Origin of the sequence: Paraburkholderia sediminicola (assembly GCF_046026675.1) — a bacterium.
GTDB lineage: Bacteria > Pseudomonadota > Gammaproteobacteria > Burkholderiales > Burkholderiaceae > Paraburkholderia > Paraburkholderia sediminicola_F.
On record NZ_JAQQEY010000001.1, the window covers coordinates 3854708 to 3868521 of the forward strand.

Here is a 13814-nt window from a genome sequence, read left to right on the forward strand (position 1 = left end):
AACCTCAGTGCAAAATCTTCGCCAGAAAATCCTTCGCGCGATCCGACTTCGGATTCGCGAAGAAATCTTCTTTCTTGTCGTCTTCCACGATCAAGCCCTTGTCCATGAAGATCACGCGGTGCGCGACCTTCTTGGCAAAGCCCATTTCGTGCGTGACGCACATCATCGTCATGCCTTCCTGCGCGAGTTCGACCATCACGTCGAGCACTTCGTTGATCATTTCCGGATCAAGTGCTGAGGTTGGTTCGTCGAACAACATGGCGATCGGGTCCATCGACAACGCGCGCGCAATCGCCACACGCTGCTGCTGACCGCCCGACAATTGCCCCGGAAACTTGTCCGCATGCGCACGCAGGCCGACGCGATCGAGCAGCTTGTAGCCCTTGGTCGTGGCTTCGTCCTTCGAGCGGCCGAGCACCTTGACCTGTGCGAGTGTCAGGTTCTGCACGATCGACAGATGCGGGAACAGCTCGAAGTGCTGGAACACCATGCCGACCTTCGCACGCAGCTTCGACAGATTGGTTTTCTTGTCGGTCAGCGATTGGCCGTTGATGACGATTTCGCCCTTCTGGAACGGCTCGAGGCCGTTGACGGTTTTGATCAGCGTGGACTTGCCCGAACCCGACGGCCCGCACACCACCACCACTTCACCTTTTTTGACTTCCGTCGTGCAGTCGGTCAGCACTTGAAACTGACCGTACCACTTCGAAACATTCTTGATAGAGATCATCTTGCGACCTTTTTCTGAAGACCTTTGACGAGGCTCGACGCGATCACGCAGATCACGAAATAACACGCGCCCGCGAACAGTACCATTTCAACATTCGTGCCGTCACGGTCGCCAATATTCGTGGCGGTGCGGAAGAAGTCGGCGAGGCTGATCACGTAGACGAGCGACGTATCCTGAAACAGCACGATACCTTGGGTGAGCAGCAGCGGCACCATCGCGCGGAACGCCTGCGGCAGCACAATGAGGCGCATCGCCTGCGGGTAGCTCATGCCGAGCGCAAACGCGGCATTGACCTGCCCGCGCGGCACCGCCTGAATGCCTGCGCGGATGATCTCCGAATAGTACGCCGCCTCAAAGAGCGAGAAAGCGACCATCGCAGACGCCAGACGAATGTCGATATCCGGCGACAAACCCAGCACGTTCTGCAGCACCTGCGGCACGATCAGGAAGAACCACAGCAGCACCATCACCAGCGGGATCGAACGGAACACCGTCACGTAGGCCTTGGCGAACCATTCGAACGGCTTGATCGGCGACAGCCGCATAATCGCGAGAAGGGTGCCCCAAACAATGCCGATCACAATCGCAATCAGCGTGATCTTGATGGTGACGATAGCGCCGGTCCACAGCGTAGGCAGTGCGCCCGGAATACCGCTCCAGTCGAAATGATGCATCACTTACCTCCGATATAGCCGGGCAACCTGGTCTTGGCTTCGACCCAGCGCATCAGTTGCATCACGACCAGATTGATCAGCACATAGGCCAGCGTGACCGCGATGAACGACTCATACGTCTGCGACGTGTAGTCGACCAGTTGGCGCGCCTGAGCCGACAGATCCAGCAGACCGATGGTCGACGCGACCGCCGAGTTCTTGAAGATGTTCAGAAACTCGGACGTGAGCGGCGGCACGATGATCCGGTACGCAACCGGCAGCAGCACGTAGCGATACGTCTGCCATTGCGTGAAACCCATTGCCAGACCCGCGGCGCGCTGGCCGCGCGGCAACGCATTGATGCCCGAGCGCACCTGCTCGCACACGCGCGCAGCGGTAAAGAGCCCGAGGCACAAAATAGACGACGAGAAAAACTGTGCGCCCGGCGGCAGTTGCTTGTACCAGTTCCCCATCGACACAGGCAGCAGCTCCGGTATCACCAGATACCAGATGAAGAACTGCACGATTAGCGGAATGTTGCGGAAGATTGCGACATAGAGCGTGCCGATACCCGACGCCCATTTGTTCGGCACCGTGCGCAGCACACCGAACAACGAACCGACGATCAGCGCGATCACCCATGCCGACAGCGACACGGTAATCGTCACCCAGAAGCCAGACAGCAGCCAACCCAGATAGGTGGTTGGCTCGCCGGTGGAGACCGGACTCAGCAGAATGCCCCAGTTCCAGTGATATGACATGACCAAGACTCCAGCAAAAAGAAACGGAAGAAGCGCGTGGCCCCTTCCGTTTCGTTCAGCGTTTCAAAAAAACAGCTAAGGTTTAATCGATTGCCTTGTCATTCGGGCTCTTGTAGAGCGCCTTGATGTCGTCACTTTCCGGGAAGGCCAGGTTCAGGCCCTTCGGCGGAATCGGCGATTCGAACCACTTCTTGTAGATCTGATCGGCTTCGCCCGAGGTTTCGACCTTCGCGATCGCGTCGTCGACGACCTTCTTGAATTCCGGATCGTTCTTGCGAATCATGCAGCCGTACGCTTCATGCGATTGCGGCGTGCCGACAATCACGAAATCGCCCGGGCTGTTCGACTTGGCGCGTTCGCCAGCCAGCAGCGCGTCGTCCATCATGAACGCGGCAGCGCGGCCGGTGGAGAGCGTCAGGAACGATTCGCCGTGGTCTTTGGCACTGATGATGTTCATGCCCATGCTCTTGTCCTGATTCATCTTGCGAAGCAGGCGCTCGGAGGTCGTGCCGGCGGTCGTAACGACCGTCTTGCCCTTCAGGTCCGCGAAGTCCTTGATGCCGGAGTCTTTCTTGGTCATCAGGCGCGTGCCGATCACGAAGATCGTATTCGAGAACGCAGCCTGTTGCTGGCGCTCGGTGTTATTCGTGGTCGAGCCGCATTCCATGTCGACGGTGCCGTTCTGCACCAGCGGAATACGGTTTTGCGACGTAACGGGCGTGAGCTTGACCTTCAGGTTAGGCATATTCAGCTTTGCCTTGACCGCCTCAACCACCTTCAGCGCGAATTCCTGCGAATAGCCGATGACATTCTGCTTGTCGTCGTAATACGAAAACGGGATCGACGATTCGCGGTGACCCAGCGAAATGACGCCCGTGTCCTTGATCTTTTTCAGCGTACCAGCGTCTTGCGCATGCGCGCCAACCGTAAACAGTCCGAGAGTCGCGAGCAGCAGCGCAGCTTTTTTAACCTTCATGTGTGATCTCCTTGGCAAGAACCGGCGCCAGTTTAGCAAAGTAATTATTCTGAAAGTATTGCTATAAACCATGTTTGTTGCGCCCGCGCGCCGCTACGGGATTACGGCGGCTTAACCCGGCAATTCAAACACGGCGGATACGCAAAGGCGGGCGGCATCGATAGGATGCCGCCCGCCGGGTGAAGCACGCGGTCTTGTGGACCACGCTAAAGCAAGGATTCGCAGCGGCCCGCGAGGTGGCGGGCCGCCATTTCAAGCCAATCGATCAGGGATACAGGCCGCGCAATTCACGCGCTTCGAGGATCCGCTTACATGCGACGATAAACGCCGCAGTCCGCACGGACACCTTCTGTTCGCTCGACACTTGCCACACAGCGGCAAATGCTTCGCGCATCACGCGCTCGAGACGCTGGTTGATCTCGTCTTCGGTCCAGAAGAAGCTCGAGAAGTCCTGCACCCACTCGAAGTACGACACCGTCACGCCGCCGGCGTTGGCCACGACGTCCGGAATCACGAGGATGCCGCGGTCGTGCAGAATGTCGTCCGCTGCCGTGGTGGTCGGGCCGTTGGCGCCTTCCACCACGATCTTCGTCTTGATCTTGCCAGCGTTCTTTTCGGTGATCTGGTTTTCCAGCGCGGCCGGGATCAGGATGTCCGATTCGACCGTCCAGAAATCTTCGTTCGCGATTGCGTCGGCTTCCGGGAAACCGCCCACGCCACCGTTCTTCGCCACGTAATCCGCCAGCGCAACAGCATCGATACCGGTCGACTTGTACAGCGAGCCGGTGTGATCCTGCACCGCGACCAGCTTCGAGCCCGCTTCCTGGAACAGACGCGCGGCGATGCCGCCGACGTTACCGAAACCTTGGACGGCAATCCGTGCGCCTTCGATCTCGACACCGATACGGCGTGCGGCTTCAGAAGCCACCACGAACACGCCACGGCCCGTCGCTTCGCGGCGGCCCAGCGAACCACCCAGCGCGATCGGCTTGCCCGTCACGACGCCCGTAGCCGTTTGGCCCTGGTTCATCGAGTACGTGTCCATCATCCACGCCATGATCTGCTCGTTCGTGTTCACGTCAGGCGCGGGGATGTCGGTATTCGGTCCGATGATGATGCCGATTTCGCTCGTGTAGCGGCGCGTCACGCGCTCCAACTCGCCACGCGACAGCGTACGCGGATCGACGCGGATACCACCCTTCGCACCGCCGTACGGCACGTTCACAGCAGCATTCTTCACCGACATCCACGCCGACAGCGCCATCACTTCCGAAAGCGTCACGTCCTGGTGATAACGCACGCCACCCTTACCCGGACCGCGCGACACGTTGTGCTGCACGCGATAGCCTTCGAAGTGCGCGACCGTGCCGTTATCGAGTTCGATAGGCACATCGACGATCAGAATGCGCTTCGGGCGCTTCAGGGTTTCGAGCCAGCGGGACAGCGAGCCGAGGTACGGCGCGACACGGTCGACCTGACGCAGGTAGTTGCCCCACGGGCCGAGGTCGTCTTTATTCAGGTAGGAAGGAACAGACTGCAACGTTGACGCGGATTGTGCTGCTTGTTGCTGGGATGACATGAACGCTCCGGCGTTGATCGAGTGACAGCATTGTCGAAAAACGCCGTTTTGAAATCCAATGCCGTTTCATTATCCGATTATGTTTTTTTTGCATAACCATCAAAAAGCCGCAAATTCGCGTCGTGGGGAGGCAGGTTCTCAGGCAGCACCCGCGCGTTGGGCGAGTTCCTCCGACACCACGTCCCACAGTTGCCGCACGAGTATCTGCCGCGCATCGTCGCTCTTCGCTACGAGCTTGTCACGATAGAGCCGGATCTCCATGGTCAGCGTGAGTTGCCCCTCAGGCGTGCCACGGGTCGCGCGGTCGAGCCGGATCAGCTTGCCGTCGGCGACCGCGTCTTCCACCGCGCTGTGCGGCAGGAAGGCGATGCCGTGGCCGGCCAGCGCCATTGCCTTGAGCCCCTCGGCCATGTCGGTTTCGTACAAACGGTCGAGATACAGGCGTTCTGGAGCGTTGGCGAGGATCACCTCGGTCATACGGCCCAGGTACGCGTTCGGCGTGTAGGACAGATAGGGCGTGGGCGCCTCGGAGGTGCCCGGCAACGTGTGACGCGCGCGGCCGGCGCGGCCCGGCGCGGAGAACGGGCTGATCGGCTCGTTGCCGAGCGTGAGCATGTCGTAGCGCGCCGGATCGAGCGCGACCGGATGACTCGGATGGTGATAGCCCATCATCAGATCGCAGCCGCCTTCCACCAGCGACAACGCCGCGTCGTGCACGTTCAACGCCCGCAGCCGGGTGTGAATCGGGCCCATCTGCGCCTCGATGCGCTGCAGCCAACGCGGGAAATACGTGAGCGACAGCGTGTGCGGTACCGCGAACTCGATGGTCGCCTGCGGCGTCGCCGTGTGGCCGCGCAGTAGCGCGCGTGCCTCGTGGAACTGCGACAGCATCGCGAGGGCCTGCTCGTTGAACACCTGGCCGGCCGCGGTCAACCGCGTCGGATAAACCGAACGATCGATCAGTTCGGTGCCGAGCCAAGCCTCCAGCGCCTGAATCCGCCGCGAAAACGCCGGTTGCGTGACATGACGCAATTCAGCCGAGCGGCTGAAACTACGCGTTTCCGCGAGCGAAACGAAGTCTTCGAGCCATTTCAGTTCCATGCGGAGCCTGCTGCCAGCGGGAGGGAGGAAGTCAGCATTCTAGCGGCGCGGGGTGCCGCCGCCGGGTTGAGTGGTAAAATTCGCGGTTCCCTCCGTTCCCGATCCGCCTTCTGAGCGCTCACGCCCCCATCATGTCCGACACCCGCCCCGACACCTTGTTCGCGCTGAACGCGCTCTCCCCGCTCGACGGCCGTTACGCCTCGAAAACTGAAGCCCTGCGCGACTGGCTCTCGGAAGCCGCTTTCATGCGCAATCGCGTGACGGTCGAAATTCACTGGCTGATCGCGCTCTCGCACGCCGGTTTCGCTGAAGTACCGCGCTTTTCCGAAGCCGCCGAACAATTCCTGCTGCAACTGGCCGAGCGCTTCACCGCGCACGACGCCGCGCGCATCAAGGACATCGAGCGTGTGACGAATCACGACGTGAAAGCGGTTGAGTACTGGCTGAAGGAATCGGTGAAGGGTCAGGAAGAACTGGAACGCGCGAGCGAGTTCATCCACTTCGCCTGCACCTCGGAAGACATCAACAACACGTCGCACGGCCTGATGCTCGCCGGCGCACGCGAACACGTGATCCTGCCGGCACTGCGCTCGGTACATCAGCGCCTCGTTGCGCTGGCTCACGCGCAAGCCGAACAGCCGATGCTGTCGCGCACGCACGGCCAGCCGGCCAGCCCGACCACGCTCGGCAAGGAAATCGCCAACGTCGCTGCACGTCTGGAACGCGCGATCGACCGTATCGCGAAGGTCGAACTGCTGGGCAAGATGAACGGCGCGGTCGGCAACTTCAATGCGCACCTGTCCGCGTATCCGGAATTCGACTGGGAAGCGTTCTCGCGCGAAGTGGTCGAACAGCGCCTGAAGCTCACGTTCAATCCGTACACGATCCAGATCGAACCGCATGACTACATGGCCGAACTGTTCGACGCCGTGTCGCGCGCCAATACGATCCTGCTGGATCTGGACCGCGACGTGTGGGGCTACATCTCGGTCGGTTACTTCAAGCAACGCACGAAGGCCGGCGAAATTGGTTCGTCGACGATGCCGCACAAGGTCAATCCGATCGACTTCGAAAACTCGGAAGGCAACTTGGGTCTCGCCAACGCCACGCTGCGTCACCTTGCCGACAAGCTGCCGATTTCGCGCTGGCAGCGTGACCTGACCGACTCGACGGTGCTGCGCAATATGGGCGTGGCGTTCGGCTACTCGCTGCTCGCCTACGACTCGCTGATCCGCGGTCTGGACAAGCTCGAAGTGAATGCGCAGCGTCTGAACGAAGATCTCGACAACTGCTGGGAAGTGCTGGCCGAGCCGGTGCAAACGGTGATGCGCCGTTACGGCATCGAGAACCCGTATGAGCAGTTGAAGGAATTGACGCGCGGCAAGGGCATCACACGTGAAGCGCTGCAAACGTTCGTGACCGGCCTCGCGATTCCGCAAGATGCAAAGGATCGTTTGCTCGCCATGACGCCGGGTTCGTATATCGGCAAGGCAGTCGAACTGGCGAAGCGAATCGCTTAATACCAGGTCATTGCCTCGCAGCTTCGGCCATAAAAAAGGCGCTCACAAACGTGAGCGCCTTTTTTTCATCCTGCGACGCCAGTGAGCTTAAAACCTCACCGCGCTGTCATCTGCTTCAACACCTCGTCGACGATCGCTTCCGGCGACAACTCGATGCTCACCGTGATCGCTTCGTCCGGACCCGGCTCTTCGAGCGTATCGAGCTGGCTTTGCAACAGCGACGGATCGAAGAAGTGACCGGTGCGTGTGGTCAGCCGCCCGCGCAGCACCTCGAATGAGCCCTTCAGATAGACAAAGCACACGTCCTTATCACCGTTGCTCCCGCCACGCAGAACATCGCGGTACGAACGCTTCAGCGACGAACATGTGAACACCGCTTTGTCACCCGCCCTCTGCTTCTCTTCGATCGCGACACGGATGGTTTGCAACCACGGCCAGCGGTCCTCGTCGGTAAGCGGAATGCCGTGGTGCATTTTCTCCTTGTTGGCGGCGCTGTGAAACGCGTCGCCGTCGGTGAACGCGCAGTGCAGGCGTTCCGCCAACATTTCGCCAATCCTCGTCTTGCCGGCGCCCGACACGCCCATTGCGATCAGAATCATCAAAAACTCCTTACACGACCGTCGCGAGCGCGAAAGTCAAACCCAAGCCCATCAGGGAAATAACCGTTTCGAGGAGCGACCATGTCTTGAAGGTCTGCCCCACCGTCATACCGAAGTATTCCTTGATCAGCCAGAAACCGCCGTCATTCACATGCGAGAAAATCAGCGAGCCCGAACCGGTGGCGAGCACCAGCAATTCCGGCGTGACCTGCACGCCACTAGCCGATGCGATCGGCGCAACGATGCCGCAGGCCGTCGTCATTGCAACGGTCGCCGAACCCGTGGCCAGACGAATCAACGCAGCCACCAGCCAGCCGAACAGCAGCGGCGACAGATGCATGGCCGTTGCCACGTTGACGATTTCCTTCGAGATGCCGCTATCCATCAGCACACGCCCGAAACCGCCGCCCGCACCCACGATCAGCGTGATGCCCGCGATCGGCGCCAGACAGTCGCCGCAGAACTTCTGGATCTGCTCACGATTGAAGCCGCGGCTCGCGCCGAAGGTCCAGAAGCTGACCAGCACGGCGATCAACAGCGCGACGTCCGAGTTGCCGACGAAACGCAGCAGGTCGTTCGCCAGGGTCTTCGGCGTAAACACGAGGTCGGCCCAGCTGCCGACCAGCATCAGAATCACCGGCAGCAGAATCGTGAACAGCGTGATGCCGAAGCTCGGCAACTCGCGCTTGGGTGCCGCCTGTTTTGCATCAGTTTGCGCGCCGCCAGCGCCGCCGAGAAACTGTGCGGCGAGCGGATTGTTCTCCGGCAGCTTGATGTAACGACTGATCAACAGCGCGAACAGCGGACCGGCGACGATCGCCGTCGGCACACCCACGATCAGCCCGTACGCAATCGTCTTGCCGATGTCGGCGTGATACGCCTGAACCGCGAGCATGGCGGCCGGGTGCGGCGGAATCAAACCATGCACGACGGACAGACCCGCAACCATCGGCAGGCCGACCAGCAGCAGCGACTTGTTGGTACGTTTGGCGACGTTGAACGCAATCGGAATCAGCAGCACGAAGCCGACTTCGAAAAACACCGGCAAGCCGACGATGATCGCCACGACCATCATCGCCCAGTGAATATGCTTCTCGCCGAACTTATCGATCAGCGTGGTCGCGATGCGCTCCGCACCGCCCGATTCGGCCATCATTTTGCCGAGCATGGTGCCGAGGCCGACCACGATCGCAATGTGGCCGAGCGTATTGCCGTTGCCGGTTTCGAACGATTTGACGATCGTGCCGATCGGCATGCCGGATGCGAGACCCAGCAGCAACGAAACGATGATCAGGACAAGGAACGGGTAAACCTTGTAGCGGGTGATCAGCAGGATCAGAAGTGCGATGGCGATCACCGCGAAGACCAGCAGCGTGCTGCCGTGGACAGCTTCCATGAAGCTCCTCCTTTGCGTTATTGATTGTCGGTGCGGACACGGCTGGCACCTGTCTCACGGCGACCTCAGGCGGTGCCTAAAAACCCGGCAAGCCGCGCGGACGCTGAATTTTACTGTTTGTTGTCTTTAAAAGCGCGCGAATCCGGCACGCATATCGCAAAGGAGCCTCGGCGCGACAGCCTGACAGGCTGTTTCGACGAGGCTCCTTTGTGTAGGACCTGGTTACTGGACTAAAGTACGGGCCGTTTCAACTCAATGTGCAGGTGCGGCCAGCTCGCTGGCGGCACGTGCGAGACGCGTGACTTCATCCCAATTCTGCGCGGCAAGTGCAGCCTTCGGCGTCAACCACGATCCGCCCACGCACACCACATTCGGTTGCGCGAGAAAATTGATGGCGCTTTCGGCCGTGATGCCGCCGGTTGGGCAGAATTTCAACGTCGGGAACGGGCCGTAAAACGCCTGCAGCATCGGGATACCGCCGGCTTGCTGCGCCGGGAAGAACTTGACGATTTCGTAGCCGAGTTCGAGCGCCGCGATAATGTCACTCGGCGTCATGACACCCGGCAGCAGCGGCAAACCCGCATCCTGCGCCGCCTTGTGCATGTCTTTCGTCAGACCCGGCGACACGCCGAATTGCGCCCCCGCTTTCTTCGCCTGAAAACAATGCTCGGGCTTCGTGATCGTGCCGACCCCGACCACGATGTCCTCGGACAGCTGGCTCGCGCGTTCGATCGCTCCGAGTCCCGCAGCCGTGCGCAGCGTGATTTCGAGCACCTTCACGCCGCCCGCATGCAGCGCACGCGACACGTTTTCGCCCTGTTCGACCGAGTCGAACGCGAGCACCGGAATCACCGGGCCGAGGCGCACGATATCGCTTACTGTTTTCGCCGTCATAGTCAGACTCCTTGTTTCTGCAGCTCGTGGCTGGCTTGAGTGGTGCTTGTGTGTGCTTTCTTGTGTTCGCCGTGCTGCGCGCCGCGTTCGCCCACCATCGGACCGAACACCGAGGCGCCCTGCTCCGCCGGCGCTGCCGCCGCACGAAACACGCCGAACAGTTCACGGCCGAAGCCGACTTCGTTTTCCGCCTGATGCTGTGGCAACGCTTCCGGCCGCGCCGCCCATTCGGCTGCATCGATTTCGATGTCGAGCACGCCTGCGTCCGCATCGATCACCAGCATGTCACCGGTGCGAACCTTGCCAATCGGGCCTTGCAGCAAGGCTTCCGGCGACAGGTGAATCACCGCCGGCACTTTGCCCGACGCGCCGGACATGCGGCCGTCGGTCACCAGTGCAACGTGGAAACCTTGATCCTGCAACACACCGAGCAACGGCGTCAAACGATGCAACTCGGGCATGCCATTTGCGCGGGCGCCCTGGAAGCGCACCACGGCGATGAAATCACGCTTGAGCTCGCCGTTGTCGAATGCGGCCTGCACGGCTTCCTGCGAATCGAACACGATCGCCGGCGCCTTCACCTTGCGATGCTGCGCTGCGACTGCCGAAATCTTGATCACGCCGCGGCCGAGTTTGCCTTGCATCAGACGCAAGCCGCCGTCGGGCTGGAATGGTTCCTTGATGCCGCGCAGCACCGCCGTGTCTTCGCTCTTTTCCGTGCCCGCCACCCATTGCAACTTGCCGTCGAGCAGCTTTGGTTCTTCGGTGTAGTGATGGAGACCCTTGCCGGCGACAGTGTTCACGTCTTCATGCAGTAAGCCGCCTTCCAGCAGATTGCGGACAAGGAACGCGACACCACCTGCAGCGTGGAAGTGGTTCACGTCGGCCTTGCCGTTCGGATAGATTTTTGCGAGTAGCGGCACGGCTTGCGACAGCGTGTCGAAGTCGTCCCAGTCGATCACGATGCCGGCCGCGCGCGCGATCGCGACAAGGTGCAGCGTGTGATTGGTCGAACCGCCTGTTGCCAGCAAAGCGACGATGCCGTTAACGATCGTTTTTTCGTCGACCACGTGGCCGATCGGCATGTAGTTACCGCGATCCACCGTCAAGTCGAGCACACGGCGTGCGGCCTGCGCGGTCAGCGCGTCGCGCAACGGCGTATGCGGATGCACGAACGCTGAACTCGGCAGATGCAGCCCCATGACTTCCATCAGCATCTGGTTGCTGTTTGCGGTGCCGTAGAACGTGCAGGTGCCTTGGCTGTGGTATGCGGCGGCTTCCGCTTCGAGCAGCGCGTCGCGGCCGCACTGGCCAGTGGCGAACAGCTGACGTGTCTTGGCTTTGTCGTCATTCGACAGACCGCTGCCCATCGGGCCGGCCGGCACGAAAATCGTCGGCAGATGGCCGAATTGCAGCGCGCCGATCAGCAGGCCAGGCACAATCTTGTCGCAAATGCCGAGACACAGCGCCGCGTCGAACATGTTGTGCGTGAGGGCGACCGCCGTGCTCATCGCGATCACTTCACGCGAGAACAGCGACAGTTCCATGCCCGCATTGCCTTGCGTGACACCGTCGCACATGGCCGGTACGCCGCCCGCGAATTGGGCGACGCCGCCGTTTTCACGCGCGGCTTCCTTGATGATGTTCGGGTAGTTTTTGTACGGCGCGTGCGCGGACAGCATCTCGTTGTACGAGGACACGATGCCGATGTTCGGTTGGCGAATCTGCTTGATGACGAGCTTGTCGTGGCCTTCAAGACCGGCAAACCCGTGAGCCAGATTGGCGCACGAGAGCGCGCCGCGTGCCGGGAATTTGCCCTGAGCGTGCTCGATACGGGCCAGATACGCCTCGCGAGTGGGCTTGCTGCGCTCGACCACGCGTTGCGTGACCTTTAACAATTGCGAATGCGGGGAAACCATCGGAGCTCCTTCGTCGCTGGCGTGAGGCGTAGGCGCACTATGCCAGGCAGGTATCGCGGGGATGTCGAAACAGTCGACGTCGCAATGTTAGTAGAAAAACTACACGATCGCAATCACGACCCCTGTTGCATCGCGACATTTTTTAACAACCTGATTGCCTTACTGGCTTTGCCTTGGAGACATAATCGCCAAAACTCAGGGAATACACCTAGCACTCGATATGTAGTTTTTGTACCTTTTTCTGCAATCAGATATAGTCCACGCATTCTTCAGCATAGTGCGAGTTTTCCGATGATGCTGTCTCAGGTGGAAGAGATGCGCGACCAGTTGCGTCCGTCCGAGCGCAAGCTGGCCGATTACGTGATCGAAGCGCCGCGCGAGGTGCTCGATCTGTCGATGACCGAGGTGGCCGCGCGCGCCGGTGTCAGCCAGCCGACCATCGCGCGGTTTTGTCACGCGCTCGGGTTTTCGGGTTTTCGCGAGTTCAAGATCCGGCTAGCGCAGGGCATCGCCGCGGAAGTGCCGGCCGTCTACCGGGACGTGCGGCCGGACGAGCCGACGCCGGGCGTCGCAGCGAAGGTGTTCGACCGGACCATCGGCGCGTTGATCCAGGTGCGTAACAATCTTTCTTCCGATAGCGTCGCGGCGGCCATTGCGCTACTCGTGCAGGCGCGGCGGATTGAGTTCTACGGCGCAGGCGGTTCGGGTATTGCCGCGCTCGATGTTCAGCACAAGTTCTTTCGCCTCGGCATGCCGAGCGTCGCGTATTCGGACCCGCATACGTTTCTGATGTCCGCGGCCTTGCTGGGCGCCGGCGACGTGGTGGTGGCAATTTCAAATACGGGCCGCACGCGCGATATCGTCGATGCGGTGAAGTCGGCGCTGGCGGCAGGTGCAAAAGTGATCGCGATTACGCACGGCAATTCGCCGTTAGCACGACTGGCGACGGTCGGCTTGTTCGCCAATGTCGATGAAGACACGGATATCTTTTCGCCGATGACCTCGCGTGTCTCGCATCTGGCGATTGGCGATATTCTTGCGGTGGGCGTGGCGTTGAGCCGGGGACCGGAACTGGTCGAGAAGCTGGCGCAAGCGAAGGAAGTGATCAACCGCCGAAGGATTGATCCTCGAGCGTAGCGGCGAGGCCTAATAGCCCTTGTAGGTTGCGCCGGCCACACCGACCGCCAGCGCCTCACCCGAGTCGACTTCCCGGAATATCAAATCGATAAAGTCAAAAAAGGAACATTTCTACTTTAAAACGGCTTAATAACAACCAACGCGACAGCCGCCAGCATCCCCAACACCGGCAACTCATTGAACATGCGATACCACTTATCCGAGCGGCGATTCTCGCCACGCTCGAACGTCCGCAGCAGCACCCCGCAGTACGCGTGGTAAATGATCAGCAACACCACCACACCGACCTTCGCGTGAATCCAGCCCTGTCCGCGGCCGATGCCCACCGCCAGCCACAGCCACAGTCCGCACGCGAGCGCAGGCACGGCAATAAATGTCATGAAGCGGAACAGCTTGCGCGCCATGATCAGCAATCGCGCGGTGGCGGCGGGTTCCGTCTCCATCGCCAGATTGACGAAGATGCGCGGTAGATAGAACAGACCGGCAAACCAGGAAGCAATCAGAACGATGTGAAACGTCTTAACCCAAAGCATCGGCGATCCTTGTGCG

Annotated in this window: 13 protein-coding genes; 2 read left to right on the forward strand and 11 right to left on the reverse strand. The window is 60.5% G+C overall.

Features of this window, described 5'->3' with window-relative positions; genetic code table 11:
- Positions 1-4: 4 nt before the first annotated feature.
- The 6 genes from PQQ86_RS16810 to PQQ86_RS16835 all read right to left on the reverse strand — a co-directional run bounded on the left by PQQ86_RS16810 (position 5) and on the right by PQQ86_RS16835 (position 5800).
- Positions 5-730, reverse strand: a complete 726-nt coding sequence (locus PQQ86_RS16810; protein WP_054034498.1) for an amino acid ABC transporter ATP-binding protein — start codon at positions 728-730, stop codon at positions 5-7.
- Positions 727-1404: a glutamate/aspartate ABC transporter permease GltK gene (gene gltK / locus PQQ86_RS16815; RefSeq protein ID WP_054034499.1), complete on the reverse strand. Its 678-nt coding sequence runs from the start codon at positions 1402-1404 to the stop codon at positions 727-729. The genes PQQ86_RS16810 and gltK overlap by 4 nt, the downstream gene beginning before the upstream one ends.
- A complete protein-coding gene (locus tag PQQ86_RS16820) occupies positions 1404-2144 on the reverse strand; it encodes an amino acid ABC transporter permease (RefSeq protein ID WP_408268821.1) in 741 nt (246 codons plus the stop codon). Before PQQ86_RS16820 ends, gltK begins: the two co-directional genes overlap by 1 nt.
- An 82-nt stretch (positions 2145-2226) precedes the next feature.
- Positions 2227-3120 carry a glutamate/aspartate ABC transporter substrate-binding protein gene (locus PQQ86_RS16825; RefSeq protein ID WP_408268824.1) on the reverse strand — a complete coding sequence of 298 codons (894 nt, stop codon included), beginning with the start codon at positions 3118-3120 and terminating at the stop codon, positions 2227-2229.
- 265 nt (positions 3121-3385) lie between these two features.
- Positions 3386-4699: a Glu/Leu/Phe/Val family dehydrogenase gene (locus PQQ86_RS16830; RefSeq protein ID WP_408268827.1), complete on the reverse strand. Its 1314-nt coding sequence runs from the start codon at positions 4697-4699 to the stop codon at positions 3386-3388.
- 138 nt (positions 4700-4837) lie between these two features.
- A complete protein-coding gene (locus tag PQQ86_RS16835) occupies positions 4838-5800 on the reverse strand; it encodes a LysR family transcriptional regulator (protein ID WP_408268830.1) in 963 nt (320 codons plus the stop codon).
- Between the two features lie 131 nt (positions 5801-5931).
- On the opposite strand from PQQ86_RS16835, the gene purB reads away from it, so the two are divergent.
- Positions 5932-7320: an adenylosuccinate lyase gene (purB, locus tag PQQ86_RS16840; protein WP_054034504.1), complete on the forward strand. Its 1389-nt coding sequence runs from the start codon at positions 5932-5934 to the stop codon at positions 7318-7320.
- 95 nt (positions 7321-7415) lie between these two features.
- Here purB and PQQ86_RS16845 read toward each other — a convergent pair whose 3' ends face one another.
- The 4 genes from PQQ86_RS16845 to edd all read right to left on the reverse strand — a co-directional run bounded on the left by PQQ86_RS16845 (position 7416) and on the right by edd (position 12128).
- Positions 7416-7919 carry a gluconokinase gene (locus PQQ86_RS16845; RefSeq protein WP_408268833.1) on the reverse strand — a complete coding sequence of 168 codons (504 nt, stop codon included), beginning with the start codon at positions 7917-7919 and terminating at the stop codon, positions 7416-7418.
- Between the two features lie 10 nt (positions 7920-7929).
- Positions 7930-9315 (reverse strand): GntP family permease, encoded by a 1386-nt coding sequence (locus PQQ86_RS16850; RefSeq protein WP_408268836.1) that lies wholly within the window; start codon positions 9313-9315, stop codon positions 7930-7932.
- Between the two features lie 252 nt (positions 9316-9567).
- Positions 9568-10209: a bifunctional 4-hydroxy-2-oxoglutarate aldolase/2-dehydro-3-deoxy-phosphogluconate aldolase gene (gene eda / locus PQQ86_RS16855; protein WP_054034506.1), complete on the reverse strand. Its 642-nt coding sequence runs from the start codon at positions 10207-10209 to the stop codon at positions 9568-9570.
- A gap of 2 nt (positions 10210-10211) precedes the next feature.
- Positions 10212-12128, reverse strand: a complete 1917-nt coding sequence (edd, locus tag PQQ86_RS16860) for a phosphogluconate dehydratase (RefSeq protein WP_408268840.1) — start codon at positions 12126-12128, stop codon at positions 10212-10214.
- Between the two features lie 291 nt (positions 12129-12419).
- Between edd and PQQ86_RS16865 the strand changes: the two genes are divergently transcribed.
- The gene (locus PQQ86_RS16865; RefSeq protein ID WP_408268843.1) at positions 12420-13265 is read left to right on the forward strand and encodes a MurR/RpiR family transcriptional regulator; all 846 of its coding nucleotides are present in this window, start codon (positions 12420-12422) and stop codon (positions 13263-13265) included.
- Between the two features lie 116 nt (positions 13266-13381).
- Here PQQ86_RS16865 and PQQ86_RS16870 read toward each other — a convergent pair whose 3' ends face one another.
- Positions 13382-13798 carry a CopD family protein gene (locus PQQ86_RS16870; protein ID WP_408268845.1) on the reverse strand — a complete coding sequence of 139 codons (417 nt, stop codon included), beginning with the start codon at positions 13796-13798 and terminating at the stop codon, positions 13382-13384.
- Between the last annotated feature and the right edge of the window lie 16 nt (positions 13799-13814).